The following is a 17,977-nucleotide window of genomic DNA, read 5'->3' as shown; positions in this document are numbered from 1 at the left end:
AGCCGAGGCAACGTTAACCCCCGCTCGCGCGAACGTGTCGACATGGACGCCGACGCCTTTCGAGCCGAACTTGAGGAGGCGAAGGGGACGGAACTGACCCGGCTCGGGTCGAACAGATTCCTCATCGCGCTCACGGACGCCACGCTGGAGACCGAGGCCGTGTTGCGCGCCGCCGCCGCCAGCGAGCACGCCGCGCACGTGACGTTCGCCGGGTGGGCCGACGACGAGGACGACCCCGACGCCCGCGACCTGTTCGCGTGGGTCGCCGAGCGCGAGGCCGACCACCGCGAGCGCGTGCTGGGCGCGTTCGACGCCGAGGCGGGGGACGAGACCACGGCGGACCCGGGGGACGCTAGCGGCACGGACGCGGTGGAGACCGAGACCGCCGGGACGATGCACGCGTACCTCAGAGGCCGAGAGGACACCGTCGAGCGGGTCGCGGCGGGGCTCGTCGGCCGGCCGCTCGTGAGTCTCCGGAGCCACGTCCAGGTCGTCTCCTTCTTCACGAACGAGGCGGACGAGGCGCGCGCGGACCTGTTCCGCGACCTGCGCGCGGAGACCGAGGAGGAACTCGACCGCGGGCTGGCGTACCTCGGCGAGCGCTGCGAGGGCGACGACTGGGAGCGCGCGCGGATGGTCGCGGAGTACGTCGTGCAGGTCGCCTACGACGACTACGCCGACTCGCTGACGGGGCTCGGAATCGACCCGAAGCCGGTCTGTTGAACCCCGCCGGACGCGGCGGGCCATCGGAGTCGTCACCGCCCGTCTCTGTCCGTTCCGCACGGCCGGTGGAGCCGCCCCGCCTACGAATCTCGAAACCCGGCACGTCCCGGTCCGCACGAGCGTGTAAAACCGCGTGACAGCACCGGGACGGCTCACCCGAGAGATTGAAGGCGCGCCCCGTCCCCCACACGAACGATGCGACACGACAACCTCCTCTCGGCGGGGCAGTTGTGCCGGGAGGACATCGAGGCGGTGTTGGACCGCGCCGCCGCCATCGCCGCCGACCCGGGGAGCATGGCGGAGCGACACGTCGACCGGCTACTCGCGCTGTGTTTCTTCGAACCGAGCACGCGGACGAAGATGTCGTTCGACGCGGCGATGAAACGCCTCGGCGGCGACACCGTCGACATGGGGACCGTCGAATCGTCGTCCGTGAAGAAGGGGGAGTCGCTCGCCGACACCGTTCGCGTCATCGAGGGGTACACCGACGGCATCGTCCTCCGGCACCCGAGCGAGGGGGCAGCTAAGTTGGCGAGCGAGTTCGTCGACGTGCCCGTCGTCAACGCGGGCGACGGGGCGGGCCAGCACCCGAGTCAGACCCTGCTCGACCTCTACACGATGCGCGAGAACGCGGGGCTCGACGACCTCACCGTCGGCATCATGGGCGACCTGAAGTACGGCCGGACGGTCCACTCGCTCGCGGAGGCGCTGACCACCTTCGACGCGCGGATGCACTTCGTCAGCCCCGAGTCGCTGAAGCTCCCCCGGAGCGTCGAGTTCGACCTCCACGCGGCCGGTGCCCGGTTGCGCGAGCACACGGACCTCGACGAGGTGCTCGCGGACCTTGACGTGCTGTACGTCACACGCATCCAGCGGGAGCGCTTCCCGGACGAGAACGAGTACCAGCAGGTCGCCGGGCAGTACCGCATCGACGCCGACACGCTCGCTCGCGCCCGTGACGACCTCACCGTGATGCACCCGCTCCCCCGGGTGGACGAGATCGCCCCGGACGTCGACACCACCGAGTACGCGACGTACTTCGAGCAGGCGCACAACGGGGTCCCGGTCCGGATGGCCCTGCTCGACGAACTGCTCGGCGAGGGAGGTGCGCGGTGAGCGACCACGAACTCCGCGTCTCCAAGATCCGCAACGGGACCGTCATCGACCACGTGACTGCGGGGCAGGCGCTGAACGTCCTCGCCGTCCTCGGCATCGACGGCGAGGAGGGGTTCGGCGTCTCCATCGGGATGAACGTCCCCTCCGACAAACTCGGGACGAAGGACGTGGTGAAAGTCGAGGACCGCGAACTGTCGCAGGGCGAGGTGGACATCATCTCGCTGCTCGCGCCCGAGGCGACGGTGAACATCGTCCGCGAGTTCGAGGTGGTCGAGAAGAACCGCGTCGAACGTCCCGCCCGTGTCGTCGGCCTGCTGTCGTGTCCGAACCACAACTGCATCACCAACGCCGGCGAACCGGTCGACTCGGCGTTCGCGGTCGTCGACGACGGCGTCCGGTGTGAGTACTGCGGCGAGATACTCCGCCAGGACATCGGCGCCCACCTCGCGGTCAACTGACTCGCAGTCGAAACCACTTAGTTCCGACCCGCCGTACGGCGTGGTATGTCGAAATCCAAACTGGTCGTGCTGCTCGCTGTCGTGGTCCTCCTGTACGTCGTGCTCTCTTCGGACAGCGACCCCATCGAGGTCGAAGTCGACGAGTAACCGGAACCGAGCGACCGCGCCGCCGCCCGACTACGGCGCCGAACCACTTACCCCTCTCAGTCGCGTAGCCACGCGTCATGACCGGGTACGGGGTCGTCACCCGCAACGCCGAGGAGGTCGAGTGGTCGGCGTTCGACCGCGGCTTCTACGAGGTGAAAGACGTGACCGGCCGCTCGGCGGAACCGCTGTCGAACGCGGTGAACATGGTGTCGTGCTTCGGCGACAACGCGGCCGCCGAGTCGAACCCCGAACTCGTCCCGGTGAACGAGGCGGGCGAACCCGCGACCCGCGACCGGACGTACTTCGACTGGGCGTACATCTGCCCCACCCACGAGCGCTACCGGGAGGGTCTGCTCGAAATCGTCGAGGACTGCGCCGCCGCCAACCCGGACGTGCGCCTCGACGACGTGGGATTTCCGCGCGAGGGCTACTGCCGGTGTGAACGGTGCGAGCGACTGTTCGCCGAGAGCGACTTCGAGACGTGGACCGACTGGCGCGCGTCGGTGATAACCGAGTTCGTCGCGGCGGCCGCCGACCGCGTCCCCGGTCGAACGTTCCTCACGCTGTACCCCGACCCGTACCCGGGTCACCTGTTCGACCGGTCCGGCGTCGACGTGGACGCGCTCTCGGACCACGTCGACGAGTTCGTCGTCCCAGTGTACGACACCCACTACGGGACGACGTACTGGCTCGAAACCATCGCCAAGGGGTTCGAGAGCCGGCTCTCGGGACTGGACACGCCGTTCTCGGTCGAACTGTACGCCGTGGACGTCGACGTCGACGCGCTGATTCACGCGGCGGAGGTGGCGAGCGCGTACGCCCGCGAGGTGACGTTCGGCTACGACGCCAGTCAGGCGGCCGCCGCGCTCCGGCGGATGCGCGCCGACCGGCGGGAGGGAGTCACTCACGGTACGGGTCCCGACGAGACCGAGTGAACGGCGCTCGCCGCCGACCGTGTTCCCTCCCGGACCGACCCTACCCGAGCGGTCCGTACGTCAGCGTCCAGACGACGGCGATTCCGAGCACGGTGATGAGCGTCGCGAGCGCAGCCAGTCCGACGAGCAGTCGACTGGTCGCCCCCCTGTCCGAGACCATGTCCGGTGCAAGCGTCACGGGCATATAGCTCCGGCGTCCCCCGGTCGGCCCGGACGCGAGTGGGTTTTATTCGGTCTCCCCTCCGAGCTTCAGCGTGGACCTGTACGACCGGCTGTACGAACTGTACGCGGAGTTCGACACCGAGACGCTGCGCGCGTACCGGGCGTTCGTGGACCTGTTTCCCCCGCTCGACTCGCGCGTCGCGCTCGACCGGTGGGACGAGGCGAACGAGGACCTCCGGGAGCGTCGTGAGGCCATCGTCGACGCGTTCGACGGGGCGGGGGAGTCGAACCTGGGGGAGACGCTCGCGGACGTGGCGGCCCACGCCGACCGCGAGGCCGCGTTCACCGCGCTGGACCTCTACGGGAAGTACGGGCGCGGCGTGAACGCGCTCGTACTCGACGTGGACGAGACGCTCCGCTCGGCCGGCGACACGGACAACGAGATTCCGCGCGAGACGCTCCACCTGCTCACCGAGTTCGTCGAGCGGGACGTCCCGCTCGTCGTCTGCACCGGACAGACCCTGGAGAACGTCAAGGGATTCCTCGTCCAGGGGCTGGGCAACGGACTGGTCCACTCGGGCGACGTCTCGGTCGTCTACGAGGCGGGCGCGGGCGTGTTCACGCCGGGGCGCGGGGCCGACACCAAGCGCCTGCTGTACGAGGAGCTCGACCCGGACGTGCGGGGCGTCGTCGACGACGTGCGAGACGGCGTGCTCGGCGAGGCGCCCGAACCGGTCCGGCGGGGCTGTCACCTCCAGGGCAACGAGTTCAACGTCACGCTCAAGCCGAACTACGAGACCGGGAGCGAGCGGGCGGAGGAGGTCATCGACGCGGGCCTCGTCCACCTGCTCGACCTGGTGGGCCGGGCGGCCGGCGACCGGACCGACGTGGTCGACGGCCCGGCCGCGGCGCGCGCGTTCTTCGCCGACGCGGACCCCGAAATCGAGGCCGCGCTGGGGCGGGCCGGCGCGGACGTGCCCGAGGACGTTCCCGAGGTCCCCCTGTTCGAGCGGCTCGACGTGGCGCTCTACCGGGCGGACGCCGCCGAACTCGCGGCGCGCGACCTGGACAAGGCGGCCGGCGTCGCGGCCGGCCTCGACGCTCTCGGCGTCGCGGACCCGTTCGTCTGCGTGATGGGCGACAGCAAGTCCGACCTCCGCGCGATGGAGTGGGCGCGCGAGCACGACGCGGGCATCGCCGCCGCGCCCGACCACTCCTCGGCGGCGGTGCTCGACCACGTCCGGGCCACGGACGGACTCGTGTTCCCGCCCGGCGCGGCCGCCGAGATGCTCCGGACCGTCTACGCGCTCGACTGCCTCGCCGACCTCGACGTCGTCCGCGAGACCTGAGGTGTCCACGCGACCCCGCTCGTGTCGTGACACCACCGTCACACGCATTTCTGACGAGTGCTAGCACTGCGCACGCGAGAATTATGACCGTACGAGTCCAACAGTATTCATGGACTTCATCGAGAGTTACATCGACCGGATGAGCGGAATCGAAGGCGTCGAGACCCGCGAGCACCGCTTCGGCGGGACGGAGTTCCGCTTGGGCGAGGAGGACATCGGCCACGTCCACGACGACGGGACGGTCGACATCCCCCTCTCGCGGCCGCTGCGCGACGCGCTGGTGGCGGAGGGGCTCGCAGAGCGCCACCACGTGATGGGCGACTCCGGGTGGGTGACCTGCCACCTGGGGAGCGAGGACGACGTGGAGACCGCCGTCACGCTGACGACGCTCTCGTACGTCCGCTACATGCGCAAACTCGCCCTGAACGACTCGCCGCTCGCGGTCGGCTTCGACGCCGACGCGGCGCTCGCCGACCTCGACTTGAGCGACGAGGTGAAGGCGGTCGCCTTCCGGACCCGCCCCGCCCACGACGACCGGGTCACGGCGTAGGCGGGCGAGTGTTCGATTCTTCGGTTCGACTCTGCGTCTCGCGTGACTCGGCGTGGCCACGGAGACGATGCCCGGCGCACGTCCTCGCCCGGTTGACGGAGTCTTTAGGATGCCGCCGCCGGTAGACGAACGAACAGGGTTCCGAGCCAGCATGCGTGACATCCCCGGCGTCCCCGAGTTGACGGACCTGAATCCCCGCGACCTCACGCGCCGCCAGCGGCTGCTGGTCGTCTACCTCGCCGGTCTCGTCTCGGTCGTCCTCGTCTTCACTCTCACGTACTACTGGGGGATGCGGACGCTCGAAGACCGCCCCAGAACCGTCTTTCAGGCGTTCAACACGGTCATCGAGACGATGACCACGACGGGGTACGGCGCGGACTCCCCGTGGGAGACGTCGGCGATGAACCTGTTCGTGGCGGCGATGCAGGTGACGGGAGTGCTCATCGGGTTCGTCACGCTGCGCGTGCTCGTCATCCCGCTGTTCGAGCGGACGCCGCTCGACCTCGACGACCGTCTCACGGTCAAGAACGACCACGTCGTCGTCGCGGAGTACCGACGCGACACGGAGGTGTTGCTCGACGAACTCGAGGAGGGCGGCGTGGACTACGTGCTGCTCGAGTCCGACGTGGAGGAGGCCAAACGCCTCTCGGACGAGGGCTATCAGGCAATCAACGGCGACCCCGAGGAGCGGTCCGACCTCGACCGTGCGTCCATCTCGACGGCGTCCGTGCTCATCACCGACGCCGAGGAAGAGACCGCGAGCATCGTCCTCACGGCGCTCGAAGCGAACGAGGACCTGCGCGTCGTCAGCTTCACGCCCACGACGCGCCGCAAGGCGGCGCTGCACGAGATCGGCGTCGACCGGAGCGTCGCGCCACACGCGCTCATCGGCCGCCGACTGGCCGAGAAGGCGACGACGCCGGTCGCCGTCGACGCACCGACGAACGGGGACGCGGTCGCCATCCGCGAGGTGCTGGTGCGTCGCGACAGCCCGCTCCACGGCGTCCGGGTGCGGGACTCGCCGCTCGCGGACCACGCCGACCTGACGCTGGTCGCCGGCTGGTTCGACGGCGAGTTGCGCCTCCCGCCGTCGCCCGGGGACCGGCTGACGCCCAACACGGTGCTCGTCGTCGCCGGCCCGGCGGGGACGATCGACGAGGTGACGAGCGAGGTGGCGGGCGTCCGGACGCCGCGCGTCTCGGCGCACTCGCGGGTCGTCGTCGCCGGTTTCGGCGAGGGTGGCACCGCCGCCGTCGAGGCGCTCCCGGAGCACGTTCCCGTCACGACCGTCGACGAGTCCCGGGCGGCCGCGCCCGACGTCGTCGGCGACGTCACCGAACCGGAGACGCTCCGTGCCGCGGACGTCGGGGACGCGTCGGCGCTCGTCGTCACCGTGAACGACGACGCGACGGCGCTGTTGACCGTGGCGATGGCCCGGTCGCTCGCGCCCGACGTGGAGATACTCGCGCGGGTGACCGACACCGAGAAGGCGTCCGCGGCGTTCCGTGCGGGCGCCGACTACGTCCTCTCGGTGCAGCGCGTCTGCGCGCGGCTCGTCGCGGCCGAGGTCCACGGCGAGCGCGTGATGGACCCGGTGAGCCAGATCCGGCTCGTCCGAACCGACGCGGCACCGTTCGCCGGCGAGTCGCTGTCGAACGCCCGCCGCGACGGTCAGCGCGGGTGGACCGTGGTCGGGCTGGTCCGCGACGGCACCGTGTACACGGACGGGCGGACGACGGTCGAGGAGGGCGACGAGGTGTTCGTCGCCGGGAGCGACGACGCCATGCGCGAGTTCGACCGGACGACGGCCGACTCGTGAGGAGCGCCCCGAGGCGAGCGACGACCCGACCGCATTCGTCCGCCCGCGTCGGATCGATGGGGGCAACTAAGCCCCGGTCCCGCAGAGACGCGGGCGACGACCGTCGGGGAGCGACTCTCGCTGGACGGAACGCCGTTCGGCGACCGGGAGCTCTCGCGCCTCTGGTTCCTCGCGGCGCTGACGTGCGACGTCGGCGCCGTCGTCATCACCGTCGCGCTCGTCGGCGACGCGCCCCGGGTCGACGAGGCGAACCCGCTCGTCGACGCCGTCGGGACGTTCGGCCTCGCGGGACTGTTCGGGGTGAAGCTCCCCGTCTTCGTCGTCTTCCTCGTCTGTCTCGCCGTCGGACCGGAGCGCGCACACGCGGCCGACCGGCGGCTCGGCTACTACCTCCCGCCAGTCGCGCTCTCGGCCGTCGGAGCGTTCACGACGGCGCTCAACGCCCGACTCGTGCTCGGGTAGCACCCAAGTCGAACTCGAGTGGCGCCAAAGTAGAGTCCAAGTAGCGCCAGGTTCGCCTTCGGTACGCTCGGGTACCCCTGGTGAGAGCTACGTCCCGTCGCTGACTATCCGGAGTCGGAGGTCGAACGCGACGCTGTCGGTCATGATTTCGCTGCCCGCGCCCGCGTCGACCCGCCACTCGACCACGACGGTCAGCGCCTCGCCCGGGGCGAGCGGCGCCGTCCCGACGGTGTCCCGGTCGAGGACCCCGAACGGCACGAACCGGTCGGGGCCGCCGAGGAGGTAGCGCGTGCTCCCGTTCGCCCGGAGGCCGACCCGGACGGTCAGGGCGTCCGCGAGTTCGACCGCTCCCGCGCGGTCGAGGCCGCGCTCGGGCTCCGCGAGCCCGTTCTCGGCGGCTTCGACGTTCCCGGGTTGGAGACGGAGCGAGCCGTTCGCCGTTCCGGCGTTCCTGACGACGAGCGTGTGCGTGCCGGCGTCGCCGGGGGCGACCCCCGACGCGTCGAGCGCGTCCGCCTGCGCCCCGTCGCCGAGGCCGACGTCGACCGTGCCGGTGTTGGTCACGTCGAACCGGTAGCCGAGCGTCTCGCCCGCCCGTCCGACCTCCTCGCCGCCGGCGAAGAGGACCGCCACGACCGACACGTACCCCGTCCGCGTGACGGTCGTCGCCTCCGACGGGTTGTCGAACGACGCGGCGCGCGAGGCGTTCGCGTACGCGACCGTCGCGGCGTTCAGGGCCGCCCGCCGGCCGTCCGGACGGACGGTCCGGCGCGCCGCTTCGACCCACTCGCCGTCCGGCGTTCGCGTGCTCACTACGAACGTCACGGCGTCGACGGCGCCGTCCCACGTCGTCGTGCCCGAGACGACGCCCGACAGCGGGGGCACCGACCCGGCGTCGTTCCGCACGTCGGCCGGCGGGGTCGCAGACGCGGTCAGGCTCGGGCCTCGGTGTTCCCTCTCGCCGTCCGTCTCGTCGTCCTCGCCTCGGTCTGTCCCGTCACGCCCGGTCTCGGGTTCGTCGTCCCCGGCGCCGGGTTCGGGGTCGTCGGAGCCGTCGGGGTCGTCCGACGGCGCGTGGGTTTCGGTGTCGCCGTCCCGCTCGCTCCCGCGCCGTCCGTCGAGTCGCCATCGCCGCCGCCGCCGTCGCCCTCCGGCGTTCCGGCGGGCGTTGCCGCCGCGGTCTCTCCGGAGTCGCCGCCGGTCGCCTCACCGCCGCTCCCCGACGTGGCCGCGGCCGGCGGTGTCACCGTGGGGTCCGGTGGTACGGGCGTCCCGGTCGCCGCGGTGGCGTCCGGCGCTTCGCCGGCCGGTGCGGGACCGAGCGCCGGAGCCACCAGTCCGAAGCCCGCGCTGGCGGCGACGGCGACGACCAGTCCGACGAGAACGGCTCGCTTCGTGAGCGCGGGACGAGCGTCGTCCGTCATCGGACGGCTCCTCCACCGAGTGCGGCCGAACCGTTCGTCGCCGTAGCCGTCTTGTTCCCGGGTTCGGGGGTCGCCGTGTCCGTCGGCGACGCCGTCTCGGTGGCGGTGACCGTCCCGGTGGAGCCGTCACTCGCCGTCGACTCGGCGGTGGCCGTAGTCGTCGGCTCCGGCGTCGTCGTTTCCGTCGCCGACTCGGCCGTCGGCGGCGACTCGGTCCACGTTCCTGCCCGTATCGACCCGCTCGTGGTCTCCTCGTCGGTCAGCGCGGCGTACGTCCCGCCGCCGGCCCCCCCGAGTACGGCTGCGAGGAGCACGCCGAGGAGGACGCCGCCGACGAGCCGTGCGTCCGCGCGCATCAGTCGCTCCCCTCGACGGCCGTCTCGTCGCCGGGTCGAACGCGGAGCAGTCGACGGAGTTCGTCGAGCGCGAGGAGACCGAACGGGACGACGACCAGCAGGCCGGTCCCGAGCGGCGTGCCCGCGAAGGTGACGACGTGGCCGACGAGCGGGAGGGTGACCCGGACGACGCCGACCACGTTCCCGGCCGGGACGAGTCGCGCGTCGGCCGCCTCGTTGGCGTCGCCCTTCGTTCGGAACCGAACTCCCTCGTCCGTGGTCACGACGTCGACGACCCGGTGCGTCACCGTCTCGTCGCCGCCCGGGCGCTCGAAGGTGATGACGTCGCCCGCCTCGACGCGGTCGGTGGGGACGTCGTCGACGTAGACGACGTCTCCCGCCTGAATGGTCGGTGCCATCGAGTCGGAGAGGACGACGTAGCTGTGGGACATCCCCCCGAGGGCCGGAGCCGCGTAGAGGACGAAGGGGGCGACGAGTGCGAGTAGGACCGCGAGAGTGGCGTATCTGAAAGGTTTCGACATGGTGGCCGTGTACTGAAATACGAGGGTGGCTAGCTGGCGGGGGCTGAGCTACGGACTCAGTAGTCCTGAACGAGTTCGAACGCGATGTCGAACGTCAGGCTCTCGCCCGCGATCTCGTTTCCGGCGTTCTTCGGCAGCCGGGAGATGACCTCGACGTACGTGCTGTCGCCGTTCGACAGGGGAACGGACGCGCCCTCGTCGTCGGCGATCCGGCTCACCTTCCCCCGGTTGAGGAGAGTGCCGTCGTCCTCGTTCGAGTCGACGTCGTCGTCGGCGTCCGCGCGGAGTTCGATGTCGACCACGTCGTCGAGCGTCCGGTCCTCGGACGAGTCGATGGTGACGTACCGGCCCGAGTCGCCCTCGAACTCGGGTCCGAAGCTGAATCCGGGGGTGAGCAGGATACGGTCGTTGATTCCCGGGGTGGATTCCCGACCCGTCACGTCGCCCAGCCCGTTGTAGATGGCCTGGCCGCCGAAGCCGAACGTGCCCGAGACGACGCCGGAGGACAGCGTGAGTTCGACAGTGGTCTCGTCGGCAGCGAGGTAGACTCCGCTCACCTCGCTGATGTCTTTGCTGCTCCCCCAGCCGCCGTCGAACGGTACGTACTGGTACCCGGAGGTGCCGCCCGTGATCTGGAAGTCGGCCGTCCCGTCGTCGTCGTCGTCGAAGGCGAGCGCCATGTTGTCGCTGTCACTCGCCGCGCCCAGTTCGGCCGGGAGTTCGACGGTGATGTCGACCGTGTCGCCCCCGACGTCGACCGTCGTCTCGACGGGGTCGACGCCGAATTCGGAGAGGGCCACGTCGTCGTCGTCGCCGTTGTCGACGTAGCCGGCGACCTCGGACGTGAACGTCCGGACGTTCGACCGTCCCTTCCCGCTCCGACGGACGTTCGTCACGTACGCGCGGAGGTTGGCGTCGACGTCGCCCGCGTTGTGCACCTGCGTGTTCGCGGTCCGCATCTCGCCCGGAACGATACCGTCGACGTCGACGGTCGCGGCCGTGCCGCTCCCGACGGTCAGGTCGAGCGTGCCCGCCGCGATCGTGTTGTTCTCGCTCTTCTCCTCGTCGCTGAACAGCGCCATCGTTCCCGCGCCGGCGCCCGCACTCGCGAGGCCGATGGTTCCGATGGAACCGAGCACACGACGATGATTCAGTTCGAATCCGGAGTTGTCTTGGTCGGACATGGGTTTGCGGTTTCGCGCGGTATCGCGCCGCGCCTGTCCCGACCGTCAGTTGGATACCATATCTACATTGACAGATTACACTTCTATGACGGAGTGCATACACACTGTACGACGACGGTACGCGCCGTAGGACGCGTTTGTCGTCGCCGAAGCGGCCGCCTACGCCGATCGTGCGGTGCGTCCCCGCGCGAATCCGTCTCACAGCAAGTGTTATATGTGAATACATATTATTTACCATATGGCGACTGCCTTCGAACCGGGCACCGGGGGGGAACCGGGGCCGGAGCCACGGATTTCACAGACGAACGCGTTCGAGATACTCGGCAACGAGCGGCGTCGGTACGCGCTCCACCACCTCATGCGCGAGGAGAGCGCGGACATCCGGGAACTCTCCCGGCACGTCGCGGCGTGGGAGAACGGCATCGGCGTCGAGCAGGTGGACTCGAAACAGCGCCGCCGGGTGTACGTCGCGCTTCACCAGACCCACCTGCCCCGCATGGACGACGCGGGCGTACTCACCTACGAGTCGACGCGCGACCAGATCGAACTGACCGAGGCGGGCAAGGACCTCCGGGTGTACATGGAGGTCGTCGAGGGGGACGACATCCCCTGGAGCGAGTTCTACCTGGGTCTGAGCGCGTTCGGGGCGGCGCTCGTCGCGGCAGCGTGGACGAACATCTACCCGTTCACGCTCGCGCCCGACATCCTCTACGCCGGGGTCGTGGTGACCCTGCTCGCGTCCGCGAGCGCGGTCCACGTCCTGCACACGCGCGGGACGCAACTCGGCGCCTCGGAGACGCCCCCGCTGGTCGAAGAGCGCACGTAGGCGTAGCCCGGGCCGTCCCGGCGGACGGCGCGGCGGCGAGCCCCGTCCGTTCCGAAACCATTACCGGATTTCGAGTGAACGAACGGCTATGAGCAGAGACTACGGCTCGCTCCACGACCCGAACGCGGAGTACACGATGCGGGAACTCTCCGGGGAGACGATGGACGTGCGGGCCAAGCGCGGCGGCGGTCGCGACGTGGAGATAACCGACGTGCAGTGCACGATGGTCGACGGGAACTTCCCGTGGACGCTGGTGCGAGTGTACACGGACGCGGGCATCGTCGGCACGGGGGAGGCGTACTGGGGTGCGGGCGTCCCCGAACTCGTCGAGCGGATGACGCCGTTCGTGGTCGGGGAGAACCCGCTCGACATCGACCGCCTGTACGAACACCTCGTCCAGAAGATGTCCGGCGAGGGTTCCGTCGAGGGCGTCACGGTCACCGCCATCTCCGGCATCGAGGTGGCGCTCCACGACCTGGCGGGGAAGATTCTCGACGTTCCGGCGTACCAGTTGCTCGGGGGGAAGTACCGCGACCGGATGCGCGTCTACTGCGACTGCCACACCGAACAGGAGGCGAACCCGGAGGCGTGCGCCGACGAGGCCGAACGCGTCGTCGACGAACTCGGCTACGACGCGCTGAAGTTCGACCTCGACGTGCCGACGGGGTTCGAGAAGGACCGCGCGAACCGCCACCTCCGCCCCGGCCAGATTCGACACAAAGTGGACATCGTCGAACAGGTCACCGAGCGCGTGAAGGACAAGGCCGACGTGGCGTTCGACTGCCACTGGTCCTTCTCGGGGAACTCCGCCGAGCGACTCGCGCACGAACTGGAGGAGTTCGACGTCTGGTGGCTCGAAGACCCCGTCCCGCCGGAGAACCTGCAGGTACAAAAGGACGTCACGGACTCGACCGTCACGCCCATCGCGGTCGGCGAGAACCGCTACCGCGTCACCGAGGAGCGTCGCCTCATCGAGTCGGGAGCGGTCGACATCATCGCGCCCGACCTCCCGAAGGTCGGCGGGATGCGCGAGACGCGCAAGATAGCCGACGTGGCGAACCAGTACTACGTCCCGGTCGCGATGCACAACGTCGCCTCGCCCGTGGCGACGATGGCGGGCGTCCACGTGGGCGCCTCCGTCCCCAACTCGCTGGCCGTCGAGTACCACAGCTACGAACTCGGCTGGTGGGAGGACCTCGTCGAGGAGGACGACCTCATCGAGGACGGCTACATCACCGTCCCCGAGGAACCGGGGCTGGGAGTGACCCTGGACCTCGACACCGTCGGGGAGCACATGGTCGAGGGTGAGACGCTGTTCGACGAGGCGTAGTGAAACGGAACCCCGTCGAGTGCGCGGACCCGCGGTCCGTGCAGTTCGACGGGGCGTAAGCCGAATCGAACTCGCCGAACTCGTTTCAGCGTAGTTCGACGAAGCGTAGCTCCGTCCGTCGCACTGGGAACGGGACCAACGCCGGCGGAGCAGGCACGAACCCTGTCGGGGACGCGACGTGCAACGCTGTCGGGTGACCACCGCTCGCTCATCCTCCGTCGAGCGCGCCGCGGAGCCGGTCGATTATCCGCCGCCCCTCGCTCCGGGCGTCCGCCTCGAGCAGTTCGAGTTCGTCGCCCACCGCGAGTTCGCCCGGGTCGACCACGTCCGCGCAGATGCCGCCGCGGCGTTGCTTGAGCGCGCGGGCGACGCCCTCCTCGCCCGCCACCGCTTCGACGTGCGCGCAGGGGGGCCGGGGGCGCGTCCCGCGGAACGTAGCCTCACCGACCCGGAAGGTCGCCCCGAGCAGGTCGTGGAGTTCGTCGGTGCCGACGCCCCCGAGGACGACGTTGCGCCGGTGGCGGCCGTCGGTCAGGTCGATGCCGTACTCCTCGCGTATCTCCCCGAGTGCGCTCGCGGCGACGAAGGTGACCTCGCACACGTCGAACGGCGAGTAGTAGCCTCGGCCGGTCTGGTAGCGGTCCCCCTCGATGCCGCCCGTCACGCAGGTGACTCGCTCGCGTTCGACCATCGGCGCGGCGTCCTCCGACGCGGTGAACAGTTGTACGACCGTCGCGTTCATGGGGGGCAGTGGACGCCGCGGGACAAAGCCGTTCTCGCGGACCACAGCGGACACGTCCGTCGGGTCGCGGGGCTCACGAGCGAGGGCAGTCGAGACGTCCGACGGCCCGTTCGAGGACGCGGGCTTACGGCCAGGTGCCGCTGTTCTCGTAGGCTCTGACGACCCGCCGGATGGCGACGACGTACGCGGCGGTGCGGAAGTTCGGCAGGTCGTGCGACTCGAACGCGTCGGTCAGGTCGTCGAACGCCGAGACGATGTAGCGTTCGAGTTCGTCGTTGACGCGCTCTTCGGGCCAGTAGAACCGCTGGCGGTTCTGGACCCACTCGAAGTACGAGACGGTGACGCCGCCGGCGTTCGCGAGGATGTCCGGGAACACGTGGACGTTCGCCTCGGTGAGGACGTCGTCGGCGTCGGGGGTGAGCGGCCCGTTCGCGGCCTCGACGATGACGTCCGCCCTCACGTCCTCCGCCAGGTCGCCGTCGATGGCGTTCTCCAGGGCGGCCGGGACCAGCAGGTCCACGTCGAGCGTGAGCAACTCCTCGTTCGTCATCGACTCCTCGGCCTCGGCGTACTTCGAGACCGACCCCGTCTCGTTCTTGTGCTGTTTGACGTCGCGGGCGTCGAACCCGTCGGAGTTGTAGATGGCGCCCGAGGAGTCCGAGACGGCGACGACGTTCGCGCCCAGGTCCTCGATGAGGTACGCCGCGATATGGCCCGCGTTCCCGTACCCCTGGACGGCCACGTCGGCGCCGGTCATCTCCTTGTCGAGGTACGAGAACGCCTCGCGCGCGGTGAGCATCGTCGACCGACCGGTCGCCTCGACGCGGCCCTCGCTCCCGCCGTTGTCGAGCGCCTTCCCGGTGACGACGCCCGGCGCCGTCGACCCCTCGAGCGTCTCGTAGGTGTCTTTTATCCAGTTCATCTCCCGCTGACCCGTGTTCACGTCCGGGGCGGGGATGTCCGTGTCCTCTCCGATGAACGGCCGGAGTTCCTTCGCGAACGAGCGAGTCAGCCGTTCGAGTTCCTCGGCCGAGTGGTCCGACGGGTCGACGACGATTCCTCCCTTGCCCCCGCCGTACGGGATGTCGACGACGGCGCACTTGTACACCATCCACCCCGAGAGCGCCTTCACCTCGTCGCGCGAGACGTTCGGGTGGTAGCGGATTCCCCCCTTGTACGGGCCGCGGTCTCCGTTGAACTCCGAGCGGAACGCCGTGAACCGCTCGAGGGTGCCGTCGTCGAGTTCGACCGAGAGGTTGAGTTCGAGCACGCGCTCGGGATGTTTCAACCGCTCGATGACGTCGTCCCCCGTATCGAGGTAGGCGGCGGCGTCGTCGACCTGTTCCTGGAGGCTCTCGAACGGGTTGACTTCCCCTGACATCGTTCGGCTATCCCGCCTCACGGTGTTAGGTCTGTCGACAACGTTCGTCGAGGTTCCCCGCCGCCGTCACACGATTCGACTCTCGTTGTGACTAGGGACTCTCCCGGCTGACTCGAGCGTATTAGTGTATATTATGTCCTTGGTGAAGTTAGTATCATTAATACTTTGTCGGTCGCGGGTCGAGTGAGCTACTACCGAGCGGCGGGCCGCGCCCGTCCCGACCGAACCCATGCCGACAGGAACCCTCGACACGGAACCCGAGACGGACGAACGGAACGACGACCCGGCGGAACCCGAGAGCGCGCTGGAGACGGCGCGCCGGCAGTTGGAACACGCCGCCGCCCACCTCGACGTCGACCCCGGCGTCGTGGAGCGACTCAAACACCCCACGACCGTCCACCGGGTCGCGGTGCCACTCGAACGCGACGACGGCTCCATCGAGGTGTACACCGGCTACCGCGCGCAACACGACGACGTCCGGGGCCCGTACAAGGGCGGCCTGCGCTACCACCCGGACGTGAGCGAGGAGGAGTGCGTGGGCCTCTCGATGTGGATGACGTGGAAGTGTGCCGTGATGGACCTCCCGTTCGGCGGCGGCAAGGGGGGCGTCGTCGTCGACGAACGCGACCTGAGCGACGGCGAGAAGGAGCGACTCACCCGCCGGTTCGCCGAGGAACTCCGGGCGTTCGTCGGCCCGCAGAAGGACATCCCGGCGCCCGACATGGGCACCGACTCACAGACGATGGCGTGGTTCATGGACGCCTACTCGATGCAGGAGGGCGAGACCATCCCGGGCGTCGTCACCGGGAAGCCGCCCGTCGTCGGCGGGAGCGAGGGCCGCAAGGAGGCCCCCGGCCGGAGCGTCGCCATCGTCGCCCGCGAGGCGGCCCGCTACTACGGCGACGACCTCGACGGACTCACCGTGGCCGTCCAGGGGTACGGCAGCGTCGGCGCGAACGCCGCGCGCCTGCTCGACGACTGGGGCGCGTCCGTGGTCGCGGTCAGCGACGCGCAGGGGGCGATTCACGACCCCGCCGGCATCGACACCCACGCGGTTCCCTCGTTCGAGGAGGAGGCGGACGCGGTCACCGACCAGCGAGCGCCGGAAACGCTCACCAACGCGGAACTGCTCGAACTCGACGTGGACGTGCTCGTGCCGGCGGCCGTCGGGAACGTCGTCACCGCCGACAACGCGGCCGACGTGCGCGCCAACGTCGTCGTCGAGGGGGCGAACGGCCCGACGACGTTCGCCGCCGACGAGATTCTCGCCGAACGCGGCACCCACGTCATCCCCGACATCCTCGCGAACGCCGGCGGCGTCACCGTCTCGTACTTCGAGTGGCTCCAGGACATCAACCGCCGCACCTGGTCGCTCGAACAGGTGAACGAGGAACTGGAGTCGAAGATGCTCTCGGCGTGGAACGACGTCCGGGCGGAGGTCGAGAAGCGCGAGGTGTCGTGGCGCGACGCCGCGTACGTGGTCGCGCTCTCGCGCATCGCGGAGGCGAAGAGCGTCCGCGGTCTCTGGCCGTAACGGCTTACCGCTCGTCGGCTCCCCCGCGCGACTCGCCCTCCCCGCTGGCGCTCCCGTCGCCCTCTCCCTCCGCCGCCCGCGCGTACTCCATCACCCGTTCGGCCTGCGCGACCAGCGGGGCGTCTATCATCTCGCCGTCGACGGCGAACACCCCGCGCCCCGCGGCGTCCGCCGCCTCGCGCGCGTCGAGGACCTTCCGCGCCCACGCCACCTCGTTCTCGTCCGGCGTGAACGCGTCGTTGACGACGGGCACCTGCGCCGGGTGGATGACCATCTTGCCGTCGTAGCCGAGGCCGGCAGCGAAGCGCGTCTCCTCGCGGAGGCCCGACTCGTCCTCGAAGTCGGTGTACACCGTGTCGATGGCGTCCACGCCGGCGGCCGCGGCGGCTGTCACCACCCGCTCGCGGGCGTACAGCACCTCCGTTCCCTCCGCGGTCCGCGTCGCGCCCACGTCCGCCGCGAGGTCCTCCGCGCCGAACGCGACGGCGTCGGTCGGCCCGGCGTCGGCGACGGCGGCCGCGTTCACCACCCCCCGTGCGGTCTCCACGAGTGCGATAATCGGGACCGGGCAGTCGTGTTCGCGCAACTGCTCGCCGAGTCGCTCGACGTCTTCGCCGGACGCCGTCTTCGGGAGCATCACCGCGTCGAAGCCACCGTCGCCCTCGTCCGCGAGCGCCTCCAGGTCGCGGTACGTCTCGGTCCCGGTGACGCGCACGCACACCTCCGCGTCGGGCGCGAACGACGGGTCCGCGAGCAGGTCGCGGACGGCGGCGCGCGCCTCGGCCTTCCGTGCGGGCGCGACGGCGTCCTCCAGGTCGAACACGAGGGTGTCGGCCCCGGTTCGCGGCGCCTTCCGCATGAGTTCCGGGCGGTCCCCCGGCGAGAACAGCACGCTCCGTCTGACCATACCGGCCGTTCGGGCGGTCGACGTTTCAATTCCCCTCCCCGCGCTCCTCAC

At 69.9% G+C, this 17,977-nt stretch carries 19 protein-coding genes; 11 read left to right on the top strand and 8 right to left on the bottom strand.

Annotated elements, in window-relative coordinates:
• The first annotated feature begins 42 nt into the window (after positions 1 to 42).
• The 8 genes from AC6RUA_RS04720 to AC6RUA_RS04685 all read left to right on the top strand — a co-directional run bounded on the left by AC6RUA_RS04720 (position 43) and on the right by AC6RUA_RS04685 (position 7,721).
• Positions 43 to 723, top strand: coding sequence for a rubrerythrin family protein (locus AC6RUA_RS04720; protein WP_499814787.1), 681 nt, complete (start codon positions 43 to 45; stop codon positions 721 to 723).
• A gap of 195 nt (positions 724 to 918) precedes the next feature.
• Positions 919 to 1,839, top strand: coding sequence for an aspartate carbamoyltransferase (pyrB, locus tag AC6RUA_RS04715; protein ID WP_499814786.1), 921 nt, complete (start codon positions 919 to 921; stop codon positions 1,837 to 1,839).
• Positions 1,836 to 2,297 (top strand): aspartate carbamoyltransferase regulatory subunit, encoded by a 462-nt coding sequence (gene pyrI / locus AC6RUA_RS04710; RefSeq protein WP_499814785.1) that lies wholly within the window; start codon positions 1,836 to 1,838, stop codon positions 2,295 to 2,297. Before pyrB ends, pyrI begins: the two co-directional genes overlap by 4 nt.
• 224 nt (positions 2,298 to 2,521) lie before the next feature.
• Positions 2,522 to 3,379 (top strand): hypothetical protein, encoded by an 858-nt coding sequence (locus AC6RUA_RS04705; RefSeq protein WP_499814784.1) that lies wholly within the window; start codon positions 2,522 to 2,524, stop codon positions 3,377 to 3,379.
• Between the two features lie 254 nt (positions 3,380 to 3,633).
• On the top strand, positions 3,634 to 4,890 hold the full coding sequence (locus AC6RUA_RS04700; RefSeq protein ID WP_499814783.1) for an HAD family hydrolase: 1,257 nt from the start codon (positions 3,634 to 3,636) through the stop codon (positions 4,888 to 4,890).
• Between the two features lie 109 nt (positions 4,891 to 4,999).
• Complete coding sequence (locus AC6RUA_RS04695) at positions 5,000 to 5,440, top strand: luciferase domain-containing protein (protein ID WP_499814782.1); 441 nt, start codon at positions 5,000 to 5,002, stop codon at positions 5,438 to 5,440.
• A 151-nt stretch (positions 5,441 to 5,591) separates the two neighbouring features.
• Entirely contained in the window at positions 5,592 to 7,259 is a 1,668-nt protein-coding gene (locus AC6RUA_RS04690; RefSeq protein ID WP_499814781.1) for a potassium channel family protein, read from the top strand.
• Positions 7,260 to 7,292: 33 nt separating this feature from the next.
• Positions 7,293 to 7,721 carry a DUF5658 family protein gene (locus tag AC6RUA_RS04685; RefSeq protein ID WP_499815399.1) on the top strand — a complete coding sequence of 143 codons (429 nt, stop codon included), beginning with the start codon at positions 7,293 to 7,295 and terminating at the stop codon, positions 7,719 to 7,721.
• Positions 7,722 to 7,808: 87 nt separating this feature from the next.
• Here the strand turns inward: AC6RUA_RS04685 and AC6RUA_RS04680 are convergent, their stop codons facing one another.
• Genes AC6RUA_RS04680 through AC6RUA_RS04660 form a run of 5 tightly spaced genes read right to left on the bottom strand, consistent with a single transcriptional unit; the run spans position 7,809 to position 11,206 of the window.
• A complete protein-coding gene (locus tag AC6RUA_RS04680) occupies positions 7,809 to 8,627 on the bottom strand; it encodes a hypothetical protein (RefSeq protein WP_499814780.1) in 819 nt (272 codons plus the stop codon).
• A gap of 26 nt (positions 8,628 to 8,653) precedes the next feature.
• Positions 8,654 to 9,145 carry a hypothetical protein gene (locus tag AC6RUA_RS04675; RefSeq protein ID WP_499814779.1) on the bottom strand — a complete coding sequence of 164 codons (492 nt, stop codon included), beginning with the start codon at positions 9,143 to 9,145 and terminating at the stop codon, positions 8,654 to 8,656.
• The gene (locus AC6RUA_RS04670; RefSeq protein ID WP_499814778.1) at positions 9,142 to 9,501 is read right to left on the bottom strand and encodes a SipW-dependent-type signal peptide-containing protein; all 360 of its coding nucleotides are present in this window, start codon (positions 9,499 to 9,501) and stop codon (positions 9,142 to 9,144) included. Before AC6RUA_RS04670 ends, AC6RUA_RS04675 begins: the two co-directional genes overlap by 4 nt.
• The gene (locus AC6RUA_RS04665) at positions 9,501 to 10,022 is read right to left on the bottom strand and encodes a signal peptidase I (RefSeq protein ID WP_499814777.1); all 522 of its coding nucleotides are present in this window, start codon (positions 10,020 to 10,022) and stop codon (positions 9,501 to 9,503) included. Before AC6RUA_RS04665 ends, AC6RUA_RS04670 begins: the two co-directional genes overlap by 1 nt.
• Before the next feature lie 56 nt (positions 10,023 to 10,078).
• A complete protein-coding gene (locus AC6RUA_RS04660; RefSeq protein ID WP_499814776.1) occupies positions 10,079 to 11,206 on the bottom strand; it encodes a TasA family protein in 1,128 nt (375 codons plus the stop codon).
• A 238-nt stretch (positions 11,207 to 11,444) separates the two neighbouring features.
• On the opposite strand from AC6RUA_RS04660, the gene AC6RUA_RS04655 reads away from it, so the two are divergent.
• Positions 11,445 to 12,032, top strand: a complete 588-nt coding sequence (locus tag AC6RUA_RS04655; RefSeq protein WP_499814775.1) for a DUF7344 domain-containing protein — start codon at positions 11,445 to 11,447, stop codon at positions 12,030 to 12,032.
• Positions 12,033 to 12,120: 88 nt separating this feature from the next.
• On the top strand, positions 12,121 to 13,362 hold the full coding sequence (locus tag AC6RUA_RS04650; protein WP_499814774.1) for a mandelate racemase/muconate lactonizing enzyme family protein: 1,242 nt from the start codon (positions 12,121 to 12,123) through the stop codon (positions 13,360 to 13,362).
• 208 nt (positions 13,363 to 13,570) lie between these two features.
• Here AC6RUA_RS04650 and AC6RUA_RS04645 read toward each other — a convergent pair whose 3' ends face one another.
• On the bottom strand, positions 13,571 to 14,104 hold the full coding sequence (locus AC6RUA_RS04645; RefSeq protein WP_499814773.1) for an MOSC domain-containing protein: 534 nt from the start codon (positions 14,102 to 14,104) through the stop codon (positions 13,571 to 13,573).
• Between the two features lie 124 nt (positions 14,105 to 14,228).
• Positions 14,229 to 15,485 carry a Glu/Leu/Phe/Val family dehydrogenase gene (locus AC6RUA_RS04640; protein WP_499814772.1) on the bottom strand — a complete coding sequence of 419 codons (1,257 nt, stop codon included), beginning with the start codon at positions 15,483 to 15,485 and terminating at the stop codon, positions 14,229 to 14,231.
• Positions 15,486 to 15,714: 229 nt separating this feature from the next.
• Here AC6RUA_RS04640 and gdhB point away from each other — a divergent pair, with 229 nt between their 5' ends.
• Positions 15,715 to 17,019 carry a glutamate dehydrogenase GdhB gene (gene gdhB, locus AC6RUA_RS04635; RefSeq protein WP_499814771.1) on the top strand — a complete coding sequence of 435 codons (1,305 nt, stop codon included), beginning with the start codon at positions 15,715 to 15,717 and terminating at the stop codon, positions 17,017 to 17,019.
• Positions 17,020 to 17,023: 4 nt separating this feature from the next.
• Here the strand turns inward: gdhB and AC6RUA_RS04630 are convergent, their stop codons facing one another.
• Positions 17,024 to 17,926, bottom strand: coding sequence for an HpcH/HpaI aldolase/citrate lyase family protein (locus AC6RUA_RS04630; protein ID WP_499814770.1), 903 nt, complete (start codon positions 17,924 to 17,926; stop codon positions 17,024 to 17,026).
• Positions 17,927 to 17,977: the final 51 nt, after the last annotated feature.

This window comes from Halorarum sp. SLYT50, from assembly GCF_059821265.1.
Note: the sequence above shows the minus strand (reverse complement) of the source record. Positions and strands in the feature narration are given on the sequence as shown.

Bases quoted from the DNA above. Each gene is read 5' to 3' on its own strand.
- AC6RUA_RS04720 (WP_499814787.1), top strand. From the start codon at position 43: ATGGACGCCGACGCCTTTCGAGCCGAACTTGAGGAGGCGAAGGGGACG.
- pyrB (WP_499814786.1), top strand. From the start codon at position 919: ATGCGACACGACAACCTCCTCTCGGCGGGGCAGTTGTGCCGGGAGGAC.
- AC6RUA_RS04705 (WP_499814784.1), top strand. From the start codon at position 2,522: ATGACCGGGTACGGGGTCGTCACCCGCAACGCCGAGGAGGTCGAGTGG.
- AC6RUA_RS04695 (WP_499814782.1), top strand. From the start codon at position 5,000: ATGGACTTCATCGAGAGTTACATCGACCGGATGAGCGGAATCGAAGGC.
- AC6RUA_RS04690 (WP_499814781.1), top strand. From the start codon at position 5,592: ATGCGTGACATCCCCGGCGTCCCCGAGTTGACGGACCTGAATCCCCGC.
- AC6RUA_RS04675 (WP_499814779.1), bottom strand. From the start codon at position 9,145: ATGACGGACGACGCTCGTCCCGCGCTCACGAAGCGAGCCGTTCTCGTC.
- AC6RUA_RS04670 (WP_499814778.1), bottom strand. From the start codon at position 9,501: ATGCGCGCGGACGCACGGCTCGTCGGCGGCGTCCTCCTCGGCGTGCTC.
- AC6RUA_RS04665 (WP_499814777.1), bottom strand. From the start codon at position 10,022: ATGTCGAAACCTTTCAGATACGCCACTCTCGCGGTCCTACTCGCACTC.
- AC6RUA_RS04660 (WP_499814776.1), bottom strand. From the start codon at position 11,206: ATGTCCGACCAAGACAACTCCGGATTCGAACTGAATCATCGTCGTGTG.
- AC6RUA_RS04655 (WP_499814775.1), top strand. From the start codon at position 11,445: ATGGCGACTGCCTTCGAACCGGGCACCGGGGGGGAACCGGGGCCGGAG.
- AC6RUA_RS04650 (WP_499814774.1), top strand. From the start codon at position 12,121: ATGAGCAGAGACTACGGCTCGCTCCACGACCCGAACGCGGAGTACACG.
- AC6RUA_RS04645 (WP_499814773.1), bottom strand. From the start codon at position 14,104: ATGAACGCGACGGTCGTACAACTGTTCACCGCGTCGGAGGACGCCGCG.
- AC6RUA_RS04640 (WP_499814772.1), bottom strand. From the start codon at position 15,485: ATGTCAGGGGAAGTCAACCCGTTCGAGAGCCTCCAGGAACAGGTCGAC.
- gdhB (WP_499814771.1), top strand. From the start codon at position 15,715: ATGCCGACAGGAACCCTCGACACGGAACCCGAGACGGACGAACGGAAC.
- AC6RUA_RS04630 (WP_499814770.1), bottom strand. From the start codon at position 17,926: ATGGTCAGACGGAGCGTGCTGTTCTCGCCGGGGGACCGCCCGGAACTC.